16 protein-coding genes are annotated in these 18,488 nt (G+C 71.5%); 2 read left to right on the top strand and 14 right to left on the bottom strand.

The genetic code is table 11. From position 1 onward, the window contains the following. Positions 1 to 42: 42 nt before the first annotated feature. From aspS to PUR71_RS05045, 3 genes are read right to left on the bottom strand one after another with little or no spacing between them, the layout of a single operon-like run. Positions 43 to 1,833 carry an aspartate--tRNA ligase gene (gene aspS / locus PUR71_RS05055; RefSeq protein ID WP_329925103.1) on the bottom strand — a complete coding sequence of 597 codons (1,791 nt, stop codon included), beginning with the start codon at positions 1,831 to 1,833 and terminating at the stop codon, positions 43 to 45. Continuing rightward, positions 1,830 to 3,092: a histidine--tRNA ligase gene (hisS, locus tag PUR71_RS05050; RefSeq protein ID WP_329925102.1), complete on the bottom strand. Its 1,263-nt coding sequence runs from the start codon at positions 3,090 to 3,092 to the stop codon at positions 1,830 to 1,832. The genes aspS and hisS overlap by 4 nt, the downstream gene beginning before the upstream one ends. A gap of 11 nt (positions 3,093 to 3,103) precedes the next feature. After that, positions 3,104 to 3,811, bottom strand: a complete 708-nt coding sequence (locus tag PUR71_RS05045; protein WP_329925101.1) for an MBL fold metallo-hydrolase — start codon at positions 3,809 to 3,811, stop codon at positions 3,104 to 3,106. 280 nt (positions 3,812 to 4,091) lie between these two features. Here PUR71_RS05045 and PUR71_RS05040 point away from each other — a divergent pair, with 280 nt between their 5' ends. Beyond that, entirely contained in the window at positions 4,092 to 4,940 is an 849-nt protein-coding gene (locus PUR71_RS05040; protein WP_329925100.1) for a peptidylprolyl isomerase, read from the top strand. Positions 4,941 to 5,206: 266 nt separating this feature from the next. Next, a complete protein-coding gene (locus PUR71_RS05035; protein ID WP_329925099.1) occupies positions 5,207 to 6,436 on the top strand; it encodes a DUF349 domain-containing protein in 1,230 nt (409 codons plus the stop codon). A gap of 95 nt (positions 6,437 to 6,531) precedes the next feature. On the opposite strand, the gene PUR71_RS05030 is transcribed toward PUR71_RS05035, so the two are convergent. From PUR71_RS05030 to pdxS, 11 genes are all read right to left on the bottom strand, one after another. Then, entirely contained in the window at positions 6,532 to 8,964 is a 2,433-nt protein-coding gene (locus PUR71_RS05030) for a RelA/SpoT family protein (RefSeq protein ID WP_443077361.1), read from the bottom strand. Between the two features lie 195 nt (positions 8,965 to 9,159). Continuing rightward, on the bottom strand, positions 9,160 to 9,711 hold the full coding sequence (locus PUR71_RS05025) for an adenine phosphoribosyltransferase (protein WP_329925098.1): 552 nt from the start codon (positions 9,709 to 9,711) through the stop codon (positions 9,160 to 9,162). A gap of 25 nt (positions 9,712 to 9,736) precedes the next feature. Further along, positions 9,737 to 10,840: a protein translocase subunit SecF gene (gene secF, locus PUR71_RS05020; RefSeq protein ID WP_329925097.1), complete on the bottom strand. Its 1,104-nt coding sequence runs from the start codon at positions 10,838 to 10,840 to the stop codon at positions 9,737 to 9,739. A gap of 4 nt (positions 10,841 to 10,844) precedes the next feature. Continuing rightward, the gene (gene secD / locus PUR71_RS05015; protein WP_443077360.1) at positions 10,845 to 12,695 is read right to left on the bottom strand and encodes a protein translocase subunit SecD; all 1,851 of its coding nucleotides are present in this window, start codon (positions 12,693 to 12,695) and stop codon (positions 10,845 to 10,847) included. Positions 12,696 to 12,842: 147 nt separating this feature from the next. Then, entirely contained in the window at positions 12,843 to 13,250 is a 408-nt protein-coding gene (gene yajC / locus PUR71_RS05010; RefSeq protein WP_329925096.1) for a preprotein translocase subunit YajC, read from the bottom strand. 246 nt (positions 13,251 to 13,496) lie between these two features. After that, positions 13,497 to 14,576 carry a Holliday junction branch migration DNA helicase RuvB gene (gene ruvB / locus PUR71_RS05005; protein WP_329925095.1) on the bottom strand — a complete coding sequence of 360 codons (1,080 nt, stop codon included), beginning with the start codon at positions 14,574 to 14,576 and terminating at the stop codon, positions 13,497 to 13,499. A gap of 47 nt (positions 14,577 to 14,623) precedes the next feature. Next, positions 14,624 to 15,235, bottom strand: a complete 612-nt coding sequence (gene ruvA, locus PUR71_RS05000) for a Holliday junction branch migration protein RuvA (protein WP_329925094.1) — start codon at positions 15,233 to 15,235, stop codon at positions 14,624 to 14,626. Further along, positions 15,232 to 15,771, bottom strand: a complete 540-nt coding sequence (gene ruvC, locus PUR71_RS04995; protein WP_329925093.1) for a crossover junction endodeoxyribonuclease RuvC — start codon at positions 15,769 to 15,771, stop codon at positions 15,232 to 15,234. Before ruvC ends, ruvA begins: the two co-directional genes overlap by 4 nt. Before the next feature lie 140 nt (positions 15,772 to 15,911). After that, the gene (locus tag PUR71_RS04990) at positions 15,912 to 16,670 is read right to left on the bottom strand and encodes a YebC/PmpR family DNA-binding transcriptional regulator (protein ID WP_196952243.1); all 759 of its coding nucleotides are present in this window, start codon (positions 16,668 to 16,670) and stop codon (positions 15,912 to 15,914) included. Positions 16,671 to 16,770: 100 nt separating this feature from the next. Further along, positions 16,771 to 17,385, bottom strand: coding sequence for a pyridoxal 5'-phosphate synthase glutaminase subunit PdxT (gene pdxT, locus PUR71_RS04985; RefSeq protein WP_329925092.1), 615 nt, complete (start codon positions 17,383 to 17,385; stop codon positions 16,771 to 16,773). A gap of 102 nt (positions 17,386 to 17,487) precedes the next feature. Continuing rightward, a complete protein-coding gene (gene pdxS, locus PUR71_RS04980) occupies positions 17,488 to 18,399 on the bottom strand; it encodes a pyridoxal 5'-phosphate synthase lyase subunit PdxS (RefSeq protein ID WP_030286348.1) in 912 nt (303 codons plus the stop codon). Positions 18,400 to 18,488 lie beyond the last annotated feature (89 nt).

Below are 18,488 nucleotides of genomic sequence, written 5' to 3'. Positions count from 1 at the left end.
TGGACCACCGTCCGGGGCCGTCGCAGGTTAGCCGATGGCGCGTCAGGCCTTCGGCTGCGCCTCGGACTTGGCGTCCTCGCGGACCTTGGGCTGGGCGTCCACGCCGGCCTCGCGGCGCTGCGCCGGGGTGATCGGGGTCGGGGCACCGGTCAGCGGGTCGCCACCGGTGGACGTCTTCGGGAAGGCGATGACGTCCCGGATGGTGTCGTACCCACCGAGGAGGGTGACGATCCGGTCCAGGCCGAAGGCGACACCACCGTGCGGCGGCGGGCCGTAGTTGAAGGCGTCCAGCAGGAAGCCGAACTGCGAGGCCGCCTCCTCCTCGGACAGGCCGATCGCGTCGAACGCGCGCTTCTGGACGTCCCGCTGGTGGATGCGGATCGAACCACCGCCCAGCTCCGAGCCGTTGAGCACGAGGTCGTAGGCGTTGGACAACGCCGAGCCCGGGTCGGTGTCGAAGGTGGCCAGCGACTCCGCGGTCGGGGCGGTGAACGGGTGGTGCACCGCGTGCCAGCCCTGGAACTCGCCCTTGTCGTCCTCGATCGGCTCGAACATCGGGAAGTCGACGACCCAGAGGAAGGCCCACTGCGACTCGTCGATCAGCCCGCAGCGGCGGCCGATCTCCAGGCGGGCGGCGCCGAGCAGCTCCTGCGAGGCCCGCTGCTTGCCGGCCGCGAAGAAGATCGCGTCGCCGTTCTTGGCACCGGCCGCGGCGGCGAGGCCGGCCAGGTGCTCCTCGGAGAGGTTCTTGGCGACCGGGCCGCGCAGCTCGCCGGTCTCGGCGTCGATCACGACGTAGGCGAGGCCGCGGGCGCCGCGCGCCTTGGCCCAGTCCTGCCAGGCGTCGAGGGCCTTGCGGGGCTGCGAGGCGCCGCCCGGCATGACCACGGCGCCGACGTACGGGGCCTGGAAGACGCGGAACTCGGTGCCCTTGAAGTACTCGGTCAGGTCGGTGAGTTCCTGGCCGAAGCGGACGTCCGGCTTGTCCGAGCCGTAGCGGGCCATGGCGTCCGCGTAGGTCATCCGCGGCAGCGGGTTCGGGACCTCGTAGCCGTGCACCTCGCGCCAGATGGAGCCGACGATCTTCTCGCCGAGGGCCAGGACGTCCTCCTGGTCGACGAACGAGGCCTCGATGTCCAGCTGGGTGAACTCCGGCTGCCGGTCGGCGCGGAAGTCCTCGTCGCGGAAGCAGCGGGCGATCTGGTAGTAGCGCTCCATGCCGGCCACCATCAGCAGCTGCTTGAACAGCTGGGGCGACTGCGGCAGCGCGTACCAGTGGCCGGGCTGCAGGCGGACCGGGACGAGGAAGTCGCGGGCGCCCTCGGGGGTGGAGCGGGTGAGGTACGGCGTCTCGATGTCGAGGAAGTCGTTCTCCTCCATCACCCGGCGGATGATGTTGTTGACCTTCGAGCGCAGCCGCAGGCCCTTGGCCGGGCCCTCGCGGCGCAGGTCCAGGTAGCGGTAGCGCAGCCGGACCTCCTCGTTGACCGTGCCCGGCTCGTACTCGGCGACCGGGAAGGGCAGCGGCGCGGCCTCGGAGAGGACCTCGATGTCGCTGACGACGACCTCGACGGCACCGGTCGGGATGTCCGGGTTCTCGTTGCCTTCGGGCCGCACCCGGACGTCGCCGACGACCTTGACGCAGTACTCGGCGCGCAGGCCGTGCACCGAGTCCAGGTCGCGGACCACGATCTGCACGGTGCCGGAGGCGTCGCGCAGGTCGATGAAGGCCACGCCGCCGTGGTCGCGGCGGCGGGCGACCCAGCCGGCCAGGGTGACGGTGGTGCCTGCGTGCTCCGGGCGGAGCGTGCCCGCGTCGTGCGTGCGGATCACAGCTGCTTCTCCTTCAGGGTGGTGACGAGTGCGTCGAGGGCGACGGGGGACTGCTCGCCGGTGCTCATGTCCTTGAGCTGGACGACGCCCTCGGCGAGGTCCCGGTCCCCGGCGATCAGGGCGAAGCGGGCGCCGGACCGGTCGGCGGACTTCATGGCGTTCTTGATGCTCTTGACGCCGAACGCGAGGTCGGTGGCGACGCCGGCCCGGCGCAGCTCGACGACCTTGGCGAACAGCAGGTTCTTGGCCTCCTCGCCGAGCGCGACGGCGTAGACGGAGGTGGCGGCCGGCAGGTCGAGGACGACGCCCTCGGCCTCCAGCGCGAGGTAGGTGCGGTCCACGCCGAGGGCCCAGCCGACGGACGGCAGCGCCGGGCCGCCGATCATCTCGGACAGGCCGTCGTAACGGCCGCCGCCGCCGATCGCGGACTGGGCGCCGAGGCCGTTGTGCACGAACTCGAAGGTGGTGCGGGTGTAGTAGTCCAGGCCGCGCACGAGCTTCGGGTCGTCGGTGAACGCGACGCCGTTGGCGGTGAGCAGCTCGCGGACCTTCTCGTCGTACGCCTTGCAGTCCTCGCACAGGAAGTCGCGCAGCATCGGCGCGCCGACGAGCTGCTCCTGGACGGACTCGCGCTTGTCGTCGAGGACGCGCAGCGGGTTGATCTCGGCGCGGCGGCGGGTCTCCTCGTCCAGGTCGAGGCCGGAGAGGAACTCGATCAGGGCGGCGCGGTAGACCGGGCGGCACTGCTTGTCGCCGAGGCTGTTGAGCAGCAGCGTGTAGTTCGACAGGCCCAGCGAGCGGAACGCGTCGTCGGCGAGGATGATCAACTCGGCGTCCAGCGCCGGGTCCTCGGCGCCGATCGCCTCGGCGCCGACCTGGGAGAACTGGCGGTAGCGGCCGGCCTGCGGGCGCTCGTAGCGGTAGTACGAGCCGGAGTACCAGAGCTTGACCGGCAGGTTGCCCAGCTTGTGCAGGTTGGCCTGGAGCGCGGCGCGCAGCACCGAGGCGGTGCCCTCGGGGCGCAGCGCGAGGTCCTCCTTGCCGCGCTTGGTGAGGGAGAACATCTCCTTGGTCACGATGTCGGTGGACTCGCCGACTCCGCGGGAGAACAGCTTCACGTCCTCGAAGACCGGGGTCTCGATGTAGCCGTAACCGGCCCGGCGCGCGGGCGCGGCGATGCGCTCGCGGATCGCCAGGAAGGTCGCGGAGCTGGGGGGCAGCAGGTCGTAGGTGCCCTTGGGGGCGGTGAAGGTGCTCAACTTCTCTTCCGTCACATTCCTCGTCGCGGGAAAGCCGGGGCGCCGGCCGCCCCCGCTGCCTGTCGGAGGTAGGGGTTGGTGGCGCGCTCGCGGCCGATGGTGGTCTGACCGCCGTGGCCGGAGAGGACCACGGTGGAATCGTCGAGGGGCAGGCACACCCGGGCCAGCGACCGCATGATCGCCTCGCTGTCCCCGCCCGGGAGGTCGGTGCGCCCGATGGAGCCGGCGAACAGCAGGTCGCCCGAGAAGAGCACCGGGGGGAGGTCCTCGGCACCGGGCGTCCGGAAGGTCACCGACCCCCCGGTATGGCCCGGGGCGTGGTCCACGGTGAGCTGCAGGCCGGCCAGCTCCAGCACGCTGCCGTCGGTGAGCTCGCGCACGTCGTCGGGCTCGCCGACGGTGAGCTCGCCCATCAGCTGGGTGCCCAGGGAGCGGCCGAGCGCCTTCTCCGGGTCGGCCATCATGTACCGGTCCTCGGGGTGGATCCAGGCCGGGACGCCGCGGGCGCCGCAGACCGGGACCACGGAGGCGACGTGGTCGATGTGGCCGTGGGTGAGCAGCACGGCGACGGGCTTCAGCCGGTGCTCGCGGACCAGTTCCTCGACGCCCGCGGCGGCCTGGTGGCCGGGATCGACGATGACGCACTCCTCACCGGGCCCCGGGGCGACCAGGTAGCAGTTGGTGCCCCAGGCTCCAGCGGGGAATCCGGCGATGAACACGCGCGTCCTTCGGTGTGCGGCGACAGGCTGTGACGGCTGCCAGTACGGATGCTGCCAAGAGTGATTTAGGGGCAGCCTACCGGCGGTGCGGGTCCGGTTGCGAACCAGATAGGGGCGCCGGGCGCGGTTCGTCTGACAGGTTCACCGCCTTCTTACAGGCCGGGTCCCTACACTTGGCCGCCGATGGATGCGATGATCCGCTCCGGAACCCTTCACCATCCCTCCTCGCCCGCGACCGGGCGCGGAAGGCCCAGCGCACATCGTTCAGGAGACACGCTCGGTGGTCAGCAGCGAACAGCGGCGGCGGCAGCTCGCCCGCGAGAAGTACGAGCGCCAGATGGAGCGCCGCGCCGCGGCGGCGGCTGCCCGCAGGCGCCGCAACACGATCCTCGGCGTCTCGCTCGCCGTGGTGGTCCTGGCCGGTGGCGGCACCCTCTTCGCGACGGGCGCCTTCAGCTCGGACGACAAGGACAAGAAGGACACCGCCCAGGCCGCGCCGACGCAGCCGGCGGCGACCGACGCCAGCGCGCCGCCCGCGCCGACCCGCAAGCCGGTCGAGGGCTGCGCGGACCCGGCGCCGGGCAAGCCGAACGGCAAGCAGTGGCAGGCCGAGCCGGCGATGACGCTGGACGCCTCCGGCACCTACACCGCGACGCTGGACACCAACTGCGGCAAGGTGACGATCGCGCTGGACGCGGCCAAGGCCCCGCACGCGGTGAACTCCTTCGCCTTCCTGTCCGGCGAGCAGTACTTCGACCACACCAAGTGCCACCGCCTCACCACGAACGGCATCTTCGTGCTCCAGTGCGGCGACCCGACCGCCAGCGCGACCGTGCCCGGCGGCACGGGCGGCCCCGGTTACAAGTTCGCCGACGAGAACCTGACCGGCGCGACCTACCCGGCCGGCACCGTGGCGATGGCCAACTCCGGCCCGGGGACCAACGGGAGCCAGTTCTTCCTGGTCTACAAGGACACCCAGCTCGACCCGAAGTACACCCCCTTCGGCAAGATCACCGGGGGCCTGGACGTGCTGCAGAAGATCGCCGCCGCGGGCACCCTGGAGGGCCGTCCGGACGGTCACCCGATGGCCGACGTCACCCTCAACTCGGTGACCACGGCGAAGGGTTGACAGACCCCGGGGCCCGCCCCCGCGCGCCCGAGCGCGCTCCGGCGCGGCCCCGGCCCGAAATCGCCCGGCCCGGATGCGGACAGCACCGGGCCTGGTCGCCTATGTTGGCGTTGTGTAGGGTGCCCGGACCCGCCTTAGCCGTCACCCTCGGCAGGCAACGCACGGCGGACGGGGACGGCGGACTTCTTCGGTCCGCCGCACATCAACTGTGGACGACGGACGCGCGCCGCCCCGGCGCGGGCGCGACGTCATGTGGAGGACGCGCTATGAGCAGCGACCCGTGGGGCCGTGTCGACGAGCAGGGCACGGTCTACGTCAGGACGGCCGACGGCGAACGCGTCGTGGGTTCCTGGCAGGCCGGCTCGCCCGAGGAGGCCCTGGCCTACTTCGAGCGCAAGTACCAGGGCATCGAGGTGGAGATCGGCCTGCTGGAGAAGCGGGTGCGCACCACCGACCTGGCCGCCAAGGACGCCCAGACCGCGCTGGAGCACCTGCGCGCGCAGGTGACCGAGGGGCATGCGGTCGGCGACCTGGACGCCCTGGCCAAGCGGCTGGACACGCTGGCCGGTGAGATCGAGACCCGCCGCGAGGAGCGCAAGGCCGCCCGGGCCAAGGCCCAGGACGCGACCCGCACCGCCAAGGAGGAGCTGGTCGCGGAGGCCGAGCAGCTCGCCGAGTCCACCCAGTGGCGGGAGGCCGGCGACCGGCTGCGCGCCCTGGTGGACACCTGGAAGGGTCTGCCCCGCCTGGACCGCAAGAGCGACGACGAGCTGTGGCACCGCTTCTCGCACGCCCGCTCGGTCTTCTCCAAGCACCGCAAGTCGCACTTCGCGGCGCTGGACAACGAGCGCGAGCAGGCCCGGCAGACCAAGGAGGCGCTGGTCACCGAGGCCGAGGCGCTGTCCTCGTCCACCGAGTGGGGCGACACCGCGGCCCGCTACCGCGACCTGATGGCGCGCTGGAAGGCCGCCGGCCGCGCCCAGCGGGACGTCGAGGACGAGCTGTGGGCCCGGTTCCGCGGCGCCCAGGACGTCTTCTTCCAGGCCCGTTCCGCGGTGTTCAGCGAGCGGGACGCCGAGCAGGTGGAGAACCAGAAGCTCAAGGAGGCGCTGGCGCTCGAGGCCGAGGCGATCCTGCCGATCACCGACCTCAAGGCCGCCAAGGCCGCGCTGCGCGAGATCAACGAGCGCTGGGAGGCGATCGGGCACGTGCCGCGCGACGCCCGTCCGAAGCTGGACGGCCGGCTGAACGCGGTCGAGCGGGCGATCCGCGAGGCCGAGGACAGCGAGTGGAAGCGTTCCAACCCGGAGGCCAAGGCCCGTGCGGCCGGGATGGTCGGCCTCTTCCAGGCCAAGGCCGACAAGATCCAGGCCGACCTGGACAAGGCCCGCGCCGCCGGCAACGCCTCCAAGGTCACCAAGCTCGAGAAGGAGCTGGCCGGCGTCCGGGAGCTGCTGGACCAGGCCCACAAGAGCCAGGAGGAGTTCAGCGGCTGATCCCCTCGGCGCGCTGAACGGCGAAGGCCCCCGGGCTCTTGGATTCCAAGAGCCCGGGGGCCTCCCTCATGCCCGCGGCGGGTGCACCGCCTGCGTCACTTGCGGGCCGAGGTGACGCGGTAGACGTCGTAGACGCCCTCGACGCCGCGGACGGCCTTGAGCACGTGTCCGAGGTGCTTCGGGTCGCCCATCTCGAAGGTGAAGCGGCTCATCGCGACCCGGTCGCGTGAGGTCTGCACCGCCGCCGACAGGATGTTGACGTGCTGGTCCGAGAGCACCCGGGTGACGTCCGAGAGCAGGCGCGAGCGGTCCAGCGCCTCGACCTGGATCGCGACCAGGAAGACCGAGGACTGGGTGGCGGCCCACTCGACGTCGATCATCCGCTCGGGCTGCTGGCTCAGCGCCTCGACGTTGACGCAGTCCGCGCGGTGCACCGAGACGCCGTTGCCGCGGGTCACGAAACCGACGATCGGGTCACCCGGCACCGGGGTGCAGCAGCGGGACAGCTTGACCCAGACGTCCTCGACGCCCTTGACGATCACGCCCGGGTCGCCCTTGGCCCGCCGGCGCACGGCCCGCCGGTTGTCGTGCGTCGGGGTCGCGGTCTCGGCCAGGTCCTCGGTGGCACCCTCCTCGCCGCCGAGCGCCTGGACCAGCTTCTGGACGATGTTCTGCGCGGCGACGTGCCCCTCGCCGATCGCGGCGTAGAGCGAGGAGATGTCGGGGTAGCGCATCTCGTGGGCCAGCGTGACCAGGGAGTCGCCGGTCAGGATCCGCTGGATCGGCAGGCCCTGCTTGCGCATCGCCCGGACGATCGCCTCCTTGCCGTGCTCGATCGCCTCCTCGCGGCGCTCCTTCGAGAACCAGGCGCGGATCTTGTTGCGGGCGCGCGGCGACTTGACGAAGCCCAGCCAGTCCCGGGAGGGGCCGGCGTTCTCCGCCTTGGAGGTGAACACCTCGACGGCGTCGCCGTTCTCCAGGGTCGACTCCAGCGGCACCAGCCGCCCGTTCACCCGGGCGCCGATGGTCCGGTAGCCGACCTCGGTGTGCACCGCGAAGGCGAAGTCGACCGGGGTCGCACCGGCCGGCAGGGCTATCACGTCGCCCTTGGGCGTGAAGACGAAGACCTCGTTGCTGGCCAGGTCGAAGCGCAGCGACTCCAGGAACTCGCCCGGGTCGGCGGTCTCCTTCTGCCAGTCCAGCAGCTGCCGCAGCCAGGCCATCTCGTTGACGGCGCCGGCCTTGTCGTCCTTGCGGACCTGGGTCGGCGTGTCGGTGCGGACCTTGGAGGCGCCGGCCACCGCGCGCTGCTTGTACTTCCAGTGCGCGGCGATGCCGTACTCGGCCCGCCGGTGCATGTCGAAGGTGCGGATCTGGAGCTCGACGGGCTTGCCGCCGGGCCCGATCACCGTCGTGTGCAGCGACTGGTACATGTTGAACTTGGGCATCGCGATGTAGTCCTTGAACCGCCCCGGCACCGGGTTCCACCGCGCGTGGATGGTGCCCAGCGCCGCGTAGCAGTCGCGGACGGTGTCGACCAGGACCCGGATGCCCACCAGGTCGTAGATCTCGGCGAAGTCCCGGCCCCGGACGATCATCTTCTGGTAGACCGAGTAGTAGTGCTTCGGCCGGCCGGTGACGGAGGCGGTGATCCGGGCGCCGCGCAGGTCCCCCTGGACCTGGTCGATGACGGTCGCCAGGTACTCGTCCCGCTTGGGGGCGCGCTCGGCGACCAGCCGGACGATCTCGTCGTACATCTTGGGGTAGAGGATCGCGAAGGCGAGGTCCTCCAGCTCCCACTTGATGGTGTTCATTCCCAGCCGGTGCGCCAGCGGGGCGTAGATCTCCAGCGTCTCGCGGGCCTTCTTCTCCTGCTTCTCCCGCTTGAGGTAGCGCATCGTGCGCATGTTGTGCAGGCGGTCGGCCAGCTTGATCACCAGGACACGCGGGTCCTTGGCCATCGCGACGACCATCTTGCGCACGGTCTCGGCCTGCGCGGCCTCGCCGAACTTGACCCGGTCGAGCTTGGTGACGCCGTCGACCAGCAGGGCCACCGAGTCGCCGAAGTCCTTGCGCAGGGTCTCCAGGCCGTAGTCGGTGTCCTCGACGGTGTCGTGCAGCAGCCCGGCCATCAGGGTCGGCGCGTCCATGCCGAGTTCGGCCAGGATGGTCGCGACGGCCAGCGGGTGGGTGATGTACGGGTCGCCGCTCTTGCGCTTCTGGCCGCGGTGCCACTTCTCGGCCACCGCGTAGGCGCGCTCGATGTCGCGCAGCAGCGCCGGGTCGGCCTTCGGATCGTTCGCCCGGATCGAGCGGAACAGCGGCTCCAGGACCGGGTTGAGCACGGTGGAGCGCTGGCCGCCGAGCCGGGCCAGGCGGGCGCGCATCCCGCCGGCCGCGGAGCCGCGGCCGGCGGGCGGGAACGAACGCGAGGAGGTCGGCGCCGGACGTGCCGGGGTGGCCCCCGAGGGCGTGGGACGGTCTTCGGGGGCGGCCGCTGCGGCCGTGGGCACAACCTCGTCGGGCAAGGACACTCCTCGGGGCACCGGGGCCGGCCCCTCGCGGGCCGCGCCACCAGCGCACAACCGGGAGGGGATGAATCTTCATGGTACCGAGCCGGGCGCTCCGGTGTTCAGCCGCCCGGGTGCGGACACGCGAAGGCGGCGGTCGGATGATCCGACCGCCGCCTGTCACGCAGCTGTCACTCGGGCCCCGCAGGCCCCTCAGACCGTGACCAGGGTCTCCAGCGGAGCCCCGTCGAGGTGCCCGGCCAGCCGCTCGCGGCCGTCCAGGAAGCCCAGTTCCATCAGCACGACGACGCCCGCCAGCTCGGCGCCCGCCTCCTTCACCAGGTCCAGCGAGGCGCCGATGGTCCCGCCGGTGGCCAGCACGTCGTCCACCACCAGCACCCGCTCACCGGGCGCGAAGGCGTCGCACTGCACCTCCAGCGTCGCCGAGCCGTACTCCAGCTCGTACGAGCGCCGGAACACCTCGCCGGGCAGCTTGCCGGCCTTGCGGATCGGCACGAAGCCCAGCCCGGCCGCGAAGGCCGCCGGAGCCGCCAGCACGAAGCCGCGCGCCTCCAGGCCGACCACCTTGGTCGCCCCGAGCCCCTTCGCCCGGTCGGCGAGCGCCCGGGTGAGGGCGCCGAAGGCCTCGGCGTCGGCGAGCAGCGGCGCGATGTCCTTGAACAGCACACCCGGCTTCGGGTAGTCGGGGACGTCCCGGATGCGGCTGTTCAGCAGCTCGGCCAGTGCGGTGTCGGCGGTGGTCACGGTGTCCTGTCCTTCGGGTCGGGGCTCAGCGCTTGGTGGACGGACGGCCCTTGGCACGCGAGGTGCCGGCCGACCGGCCGCGCTGACCGACCATACCCGCCGGCTCGTCCGCGGGTTCCTCACCCTGCGCGTCCTCGACGCCCCCGGCCGCCTCGGCCTTGGCCGCCTGGCTGGCGCGGTGCTGGAGGACCCGCTTGCGCAGCGCCTTCATCTGCGGCTGCTCCTCCTTGAGCTGCGCCAGCAGCGGGGTGGCGACGCAGATCGAGGAGTAGGCACCGGCCGCGAGGCCGATGAACAGCGCGAGCGAGATGTCGTTCAGCGTGCCGGCGCCCAGGATGCCGCCACCGATGAACAGCAGCGCGGCCACCGGCAGCAGGGCGACCACGGTGGTGTTGAGCGAACGCACCAGGGTCTGGTTGAGGCCCGCGTTGGCCGCCTCGCTGTAGGTGAGCTTGTTCTGCTTGGTGAGCCCCTTGGTGTTCTCCTTCACGGTGTCGAAGACGACGACCGTGTCGTAGAGCGAGTACCCGAGGATCGTCAGGAAGCCGATCACCGTACCGGGGGTGACCTCGAAGCCCACCAGGGCGTACACACCGATGGTGATCAGGAGGTCGTGGATGAGGGCGACCAGGGCGGCCACCGCCATCCGCCACTCGAACGCGATCGCCAGGTAGGCCGTCACCAGGATCATGAAGACGATCAGACCGGTGAGCGCCTTCTGGGAGATCTGCTTGCCCCAGCTGGGGCCGATCACCTGGGCCTCGACGGTGTCCAGCGGCACGGAGAACTTCTGCGAGAGCTGCGTGCGGATCTCGTCCGAGCTCTTCGCCTCGTCGGTGCTGACCTGGATGCGGATCTTGTTGTTGTCCGTGGACTGCACCAGCGGGTGCGAGGACACGACCTCATCGACCGTGGTCTGCGCCTGCGAGACGGTCAGGCCCGGCTTGGACACGGTGTAGACCGAGCCGCCCTTGAACTCGATGCCCAGGTGCAGGCCCATGGCCAGGCCGATCGCCGCGACGAGCACGATCACGCCGGAGATCGAGTACCAGATCTTGCGGCGTCCGACGAAATCGAAGCTGATCTCGCCCTGGTAGAGCCGGTGGCCCAGATTGGAGAAGCGTGACACGGTGTCAGGCCTCCTTCACGGCGGCAGAGGAGGGGCTACGGCGACGGCTGCTGCGCAGCGGCGGGCGGGCGCCCAGCCGCTTCGGGTCCAGACCGGACCACGGGTGGCCGTCGGAGAAGAACTTCCGCCGGGCCAGCATCGTGATCATCGGCTTGGTGAAGAGGAAGATCACGACGACGTCGAGCGCGGTGGTCAGCCCCAGGGTGAAGGCGAAGCCCTGCACCTTGCCGACGGAGACGACGTAGAGCACCGCGGCACAGAGGAACGACACGAAGTCCGACACCAGGATGGTGCGCCGGGCACGCGGCCAGGCCCGCTGGACCGCCGGGCGCAGCGGGGCGCCCTCGCGGACCTCGTCGCGGATGCGCTCGAAGTACACGATGAACGAGTCGGCGGTGATGCCGATCGCGACGATCGCACCGCAGACCGCCGGCAGGTTCAGCGCGAAACCGATCCCGCCGCCGAGCAGGCTCATGATCGAGTAGGTCAGGATCGCCGAGACGATCAGACCGGCGATCGAGACCAGGCCGAGGCCGCGGTAGTAGATCACCGAGTAGGCGACCACCAGCAGCATGCCGATCGCGCCGGCGATCAGACCGGCCTTGAGCTGGTCGGAGCCGAGCTGCGGGGAGACGGTGGTGATGTCGCCCTTGTTGAACTCCAGCGGCAGCGCGCCGTAGCTCAGGACGTTGGACAGGTCCTGCGCCTCGGCCTGGCTGAAGGTGCCGGAGATGACGGCGGTGCCGCCGGGGATGGCGCTGCGCACGTACGGGTGGGAGACGACCTCGTTGTCCAGCACGATGGCGAACTGGTTGGTCGGGTCCGGCAGGGCGGCCAGCTTGCCGGTGACGGCGGCGAAGTCGTCGGTGCCCTTGCCGTTGAACTGGAGCTGCACCTGCCAGCCGTTGCCCTGCTGGGTGTCCAGGCTGGGCGAGGCCTTGGAGACGTCCGAGCCCTTCACGGCCACCGGGCCGAGGACGAGCTTGGAGTAGGCGCCGCCCTTCTCGGGCTTCTGGGAGCAGGCGACGACGGCCTTGTCCTCGGGCTGCGGCACTCCCAGCTGCTGGCGCGCGGCGGGGTTGGTGCAGTCGAGGTTGGCGAACGCGGTCTGGAGCTCCGGCGGCACGGTGCCCTGGGTCATCGCGGCGGAGAGGTCCGCCGGGTTCGGGGCCGTGGCCGGGGCGCTCGGGGCGCCGGAGGCGGCCGCGGAGGGCGCGCCGGTGGCCGGGGCGCTCGCGGCGCCGCTCGCGGCGGAGGTCACGCCGGTGCCGGCGGGCGACGGGCTGGCGTCGGCGGCGAGGGCCTCACCGACCGCGCGGCCCTGCTTGGTGGCGCTCGCGCTCGCACCGGGGGTGCCGGCGGCGGCGCTCGGGGCGGCCGAACCGGTGGCCGAGGGGGCCGCGGCCGGGGTGCCGGAGGCACCGGCGGACGGAGTGGCGGTGGGCGCGGGGACCTGGAGACCGCTGGGCGCCACGGCCAGGACCGGGCGGAAGTAGAGCTTCGCGGTGGTACCGATCTGGTCCGCGGAGTTCTCCTTGTCACCGCCCTTGGGGATGTTCACGATGATCGTGTCCGACCCCTGGGTCTGGACCTCCGCCTCGGAGACACCCATCCCGTTGACGCGGCGCTCGATGATCCCGGTGGCGATGTCCATGTTGGACTTGCTGATCGCCTTGGGATCGGTCGACCTCGCGGTCAGCGTGATGCTGGTACCGCCGGCGAGGTCGATCCCGAGCCGGGGCTTGGTGTTGCCCGTCCCGAACATGAGGGCGACCAGTCCGACGGTGACGACCAGGATGAGGGCCAGCGCCCGCCCTGGGTAGCCGTCGCGCGGGCGCGACTTGGGTGTTGCCACCTTGCTCGTTTCTCCCTGTCCATGCCACTTCGCCGACCGGACCCCCGTCCGGCTCGTGGCGGAACGGGGGCATGGTGGTTCTGCGGCCCTGAGGTCCTGTGGGCTCGCGGCACTGCGCCGCGCGGCCGGGCGGGTTGCCCGTCCGTACTACTTGCTCGCGGGAGCCCCGCCCTCGGCATCGCCCTTCTCGGCGCTGTCCTTGGTGAGCGTCAGCGGCTTGTCCTCGGCCGGCGCGGCGTCGGCGTCCGCGTCCTCCGGCTCGGCCAGCTCGTCCTCGGCGGGGCGGCCGTTGATGATCGCGTCGTACTCCTGGGGGTCCAGGACGGCCGCGACCGCGCTCTTGGTGAAGTGGGTGAACACGCCGGGCGCGATCTCCAGCTCGACGGTCTCGTCGTGGACCGCCTTCACCTGGGCGTACAGACCGCCGATGGTGCGCACTCCGGCCCCCGGCTCCAGCGAGGTCTGCATGCTCTGCATCTGCTGCTGGCGCTTCTTCTGCGAACGGAACATGAGCACGATCGCGATGACGGGGAGGAGAAGGATGATGAAGTTCACTGCAGCCAGGGTCCTTTACGGGTCGCCGGACGGCGGCCTGTGTGGTATTGGTCGGCCCGTCAGGTGAGAGGGGCGGTCCGGCGGAGTCTAGGCGACCCCGAACTGATCGGACAACGCCAAGCATCGCATCCTGCCGCCGAAAGTGGCGACCCTCCGCCTGCACGGTTTCCCCGGACTTCTCCCCCGACATCTCCGCCCGGTGTGGCGCCGGGGCCCCGCAGGAACCGGCGGGCGCCCATCACCCGTTCAGCCCTCGTCGGACGGGAAGAGTTCGGTCTGGGCCGGGACGGCGCCCCGGATGGTCTGGACCGGCGGGGTCATCCCGAGGTGCTGCCAGGCGGCGGCGGTGGCGATCCGGCCGCGCGGGGTGCGGGCGAGCAGGCCCTCGCGCACCAGGAACGGCTCGGCGACCTCCTCGACCGTCTCGGCCTCCTCACCGACCGCGACGGCCAATGTCGACAAACCGACCGGGCCGCCGCCGAACAGCCGCAGCAGCGCGTCCAGCACCGCGCGGTCCAGGCGGTCCAGGCCGCGGGCGTCGACCTCGTACACGTCCAGCGCCTGGGCCGCGATCCCGGCGGTGACCACGCCGTCGTGCCGGACCTGGGCGTAGTCGCGCACCCGGCGCAGCAGCCGGTTGGCGATGCGCGGCGTGCCGCGCGAGCGCCCGGCGATCTCGGCCGCGCCGGCCGGGTCGATCTCGACGTCCAGCAGCGCGGCCGAGCGGTGCACCACCCGCTGGAGCTCGGCCGGTGCGTAGAACTCCATGTGCCCGGTGAAGCCGAAGCGGTCCCGCAGCGGGGGCGGCAGCAGACCGGCCCGGGTGGTGGCGCCGACCAGGGTGAAGGGCGGCAGCTCCAGCGGGATGGCGGTGGCGCCCGGGCCCTTGCCGACGATCACGTCGACCCGGAAGTCCTCCATCGCCATGTAGAGCATCTCCTCGGCCGGCCGGGACATCCGGTGGATCTCGTCGAGGAAGAGCACCTCCCCCTCGGTGAGCGAGGAGAGGATCGCCGCGAGGTCGCCCGCGTGCTGGATGGCCGGCCCGGAGGTGATCCGGATCGGCGCGCCCAGCTCGGCCGCGATGATCATCGACAGGGTCGTCTTGCCGAGCCCGGGCGGGCCGCTCAGCAGGACGTGGTCCGGCGCGGCGCCGCGCTTGCGGGCGGCCTGGAGCACCAGGGACAGCTGCTCGCGCACCCGCTCCTGGCCGATGAACTCCTCCAGCAGCTTGGGCCGCAGCGCCGCCTCGACCGCCTGGTCCTCGCCGTCGGCGGCGGCCGTGACCAGCCGGTCGGCCGCCGGGTCGGAGTCGTACGGGGTCATCAGCGGGGGCTCCAATGTCGACAAACGGACAGATCGTCAGGTGCGCGTCAGCGGGCGCGGTTCAGGGTGCGCAGCGCGGCCTTCAGCAGGGCACCGACGTCGGTGACGGCCTGCGCCTCGGCCTCCGGGGTGACGGCGGCGACCGCCTCGTCCGCCTCCCGCGGCGCGTACCCGAGGCCGACCAGCGCGGAGTGCAGCTGCTCGCTCCACGGCGCGGGCCCGGCGGCGAGCGGCTTCTGCGCCGGGACGCTGCCGTGCGGCGCGCCCAGCTTGTCCTTGTACTCCAGCAGCAGCTTGGCCGCCTTGGCCTTGCCGATGCCGGGCACCGCGACCAGCGCCTTCTCGTCCCCGCCCGCCACGGCCAGCCGGAGCGCGTCGGGGCTGTGCACGCCGAGGATCGCCTGCGCGAGCTTGGGCCCGACGCCCGGCGCGGCCTGCAGGATCTCGAACACGGCCCGCTCGTCGTCGTCGGCGAAGCCGAACAGCGTCAGCGAGTCCTCCCGGACGACCAACGAGGTCGCGAGCCGGGCCGGCTCACCCAGCCGCAGCCCGGCCAGCGTGTTCGGCGTGCACTGCACGGCCATGCCGACCCCGCCGACCTCGACGACCGCGAGCCCGGCGGAGATGGCCGCCACGGGTCCTTGCACGAAGGCGATCACCGGATGCTTCCTCTCTGGGGGGTGGCGCGGGCCGCCTGGATCGCGGCCTCCAGCCGGTTCGTCGTCCGGCCGCGCCAGATGTGGCAGATGGCCAGCGCCAGCGCGTCGGCGGCGTCGGCCGGCTTCGGCGGGGCGTCCAGCCGCAGCAGGCGCTGCACCATCGCGGTGACCTGCGCCTTGTCGGCCCGGCCCGAGCCGGTGACGGCGGCCTTGACCTCGCTCGGGGTGTGCAGCGTGACGGGGATACCCCGCCGGGTGGCGCACAGCATGGCGACCGCGCTGGCCTGGGCGGTGCCCATCACCGTCCGCACGTTGTGCTGGGCGAAGACCCGCTCGACGGCGACCAAGTCGGGCCGGTGCTCGTCGAGCCAGGCCTCGATGCCCTGCTCCACCAGCAGCAGCCGCGGCCCGATCTCGGCGTCCGCGGGCGTGCGCACCACGCCGACCCCGACCATCCGCAGCGGCCGCCCCGGCGTGCCCTCGACCACGCCGACACCGCACCTGGTCAGCCCCGGGTCCACGCCCAGTACCCGCACGTCACGCCCCGCCTCTCGTCCTCGACCTGCGAAGGCTACCGTCCCGGTCGGACAGGCCGACCGACGACACCGGCCCGGTGGTCCAGGGACCACCGGGCCGGGAAGTGAGAACGGTCACGCCGGACCGGTCACCGGGTGACTCACTCGGCGTCGAGCTGCGCACCGACCTCGTCGGAGATGTCGAAGTTGGCGAAGACGTTCTGCACGTCGTCGCTGTCCTCGAGCGCGTCGATCAGCTTGAGGATCTTGCGGGCGCCGTCGACGTCCAGCTCGACCTGCATGCTCGGGAGGAAGTTGGCCTCGGCCGAGTCGTAGTCGACGCCGGCGTCCACCAGCGCGGTGCGCACGGCGACCATCTTGGAGGCCTCGGAGACGATCTCGAACGAGTCGCCGAGGTCGTTGATCTCCTCGGGCTCCTGGTCGAGGACGACCTCGAAGAGCTTGTCCTCGTCCACGCCGTCGGCCTTCGGGACGATCACGACGCCCTTGCGGGTGAACAGGTACGACACCGAGCCCGGGTCGGCCATCGAACCGCCGTTGCGGGTCATGGCGACGCGCACGTCGGAGGCGGCGCGGTTGCGGTTGTCGGTGAGGCACTCGATGAGGACCGCGACGCCGTTGGGACCGTAGCCCTCGTACATGATGGTCTGGTAGTCGGCGCCGCCGGCCTCCAGACCGCCACCGCGCTTGACGGCGCGGTTGATGTTGTCGATCGGGACCGAGCTCTTCTTCGCCTTCTGGATGGCGTCGTAGAGGGTCGGGTTGCCCTGCGGGTCGGGCCCCCCGGTGCGCGCCGCCACCTCGATGTTCTTGATCATCTTGGCGAAGAGCTTGCCGCGCTTGGCGTCGATCACGGCCTTCTTGTGCTTGGTGGTAGCCCACTTAGAGTGGCCGGACATCGCCAGCTCCTTTACGTCGCCAAATGGAAATGAAACAGATGAGATCTTACCGGTGTCGTCACCGGTGAGGAGCACACGGTCAGCACGCGGCCCGCGCGGGCTACGCGGCGAGGTGCTCCTCGACCATCCGGACGAAGTAGGCGTGCACCCGGTGGTCGCCGGTCAGCTCCGGGTGGAACGACGTGGCCAGCAGGTTCCCCTGGCGCACCGCGACGATCCGGCTGTCCGGGCCGTCCGCGGCCGGCAGCTCGGCCAGCACCTGGACGCCGGCGCCGACGGCCTCGACCCAGGGCGCGCGGATGAACACGCCGTGCACCGGCGCGTCGCCCAGGCCCTCGAAGGCGATCCCGGACTCGAAGGACTCGTTCTGGCGGCCGAAGGCGTTGCGCCGCACGGTCATGTCGATGCCGCCGACGGTCTCCTGGTCCTCACGGCCGTCGAGGATCTTGTCGGCCAGCATGATCATGCCGGCGCAGGTGCCGTACACCGGCATCCCGGCGGCGACCCGCTCGCGCAGCGGCCGCATCACGTCGAACAGCAGGGCCAGCTTGGACATGGTGGTGGACTCACCGCCGGGGATCACCAGCGCGTCGACCTCGGCCAGCTCCTCGGCGCGGCGCACCGGACGGGCGAGCGCGTCGGCCTCGGCCAGCGCCACCAGGTGCTCACGGACGTCGCCCTGCAGGGCGAGGACGCCGATGACGGGAGTGCTCACGGTCTTCAACCTCGTTCGATCTTCTGGGGGAGTGCGTGGCGCGGCCCGCCGAGCGCCGAAGCGCTGCGGCGGGCCGGCTCGGTGGTGCGGGGGGGGAGGCGACTACCAGCCGCGGTTGGCGTAGCGCTCGGTCTCCGGCAGGGTGTCGCAGTTGATGCCGACCATGGCCTCGCCCAGGTTGCGGGAGGCGTCCGCGATGATCTTCGGGTCGTCGAAGAAGGTGGTGGCCTTCACAATGGCGGCGGCGCGCTTGGCCGGGTCGCCCGACTTGAAGATGCCGGAGCCGACGAAGACGCCCTCGGCGCCCAGCTGGCGCATCAGCGCGGCGTCGGCCGGGGTGGCCACGCCACCGGCGGAGAACAGCACGACCGGCAGCTTGCCGAGCTCGGCGACCTCCTTGACCAGCTCGTACGGGGCGCGCAGCTCCTTGGCGGCGGCGTACAGCTCGTTGTGGTCCAGGGCGCGCAGGTGGCCGATCTCGTTCTTGATCTGGCGCAGGTGGCGGACCGCCTCGACGACGTTGCCGGTGCCGGCCTCGCCCTTCGAGCGGATCATGGCCGCGCCCTCGGCGATGCGGCGCAGGGCCTCGCCCAGGTTGGTGGCACCGCAGACGAAGGGGGTGGTGAAGGCCCACTTGTCGGAGTGGTTGACCTCGTCGGCCGGGGTCAGCACCTCGGACTCGTCGATGTAGTCGACGCCGAGCGACTGCAGGACCTGGGCCTCGACGAAGTGGCCGATGCGGGACTTGGCCATGACCGGGATCGAGACCGCCTCGATGATCTCCTCGATCATGTTGGGGTCCGACATGCGGGCGACGCCGCCGTCCTTGCGGATGTCGGCCGGGACCCGCTCCAGCGCCATGACGGCGACAGCGCCGGCGTCCTCGGCGATCTTGGCCTGCTCGGCGTTGACCACGTCCATGATCACACCGCCCTTGAGCTGCTCGGCCATGCCGCGCTTCACCCGGGCGGTGCCGATCTGCGGCTGGTCTGCGGTGGTGGGGGTGGTGGACACGTGAGACCTCACTCGAAGATGAACCAGTGCTATCGCCCTATGGTAGGCGCATGAATTGACGCATCCATGCGCCACCAAGTCCAGGCCGC

The organism is Streptomyces sp. SP17BM10, from assembly GCF_036322405.1.
GTDB lineage: Bacteria > Actinomycetota > Actinomycetes > Streptomycetales > Streptomycetaceae > Kitasatospora.
This window is presented reverse-complemented; position numbering and strand designations above follow the sequence as displayed.

Excerpts from the sequence above, each read along its gene's own strand:
- PUR71_RS05035 (WP_329925099.1), top strand. The coding sequence starts at position 5,207 with ATGAGCAGCGACCCGTGGGGCCGTGTCGACGAGCAGGGCACGGTCTAC.
- ruvB (WP_329925095.1), bottom strand. The coding sequence starts at position 14,576 with ATGACCCCGTACGACTCCGACCCGGCGGCCGACCGGCTGGTCACGGCC.
- PUR71_RS04990 (WP_196952243.1), bottom strand. The coding sequence starts at position 16,670 with ATGTCCGGCCACTCTAAGTGGGCTACCACCAAGCACAAGAAGGCCGTG.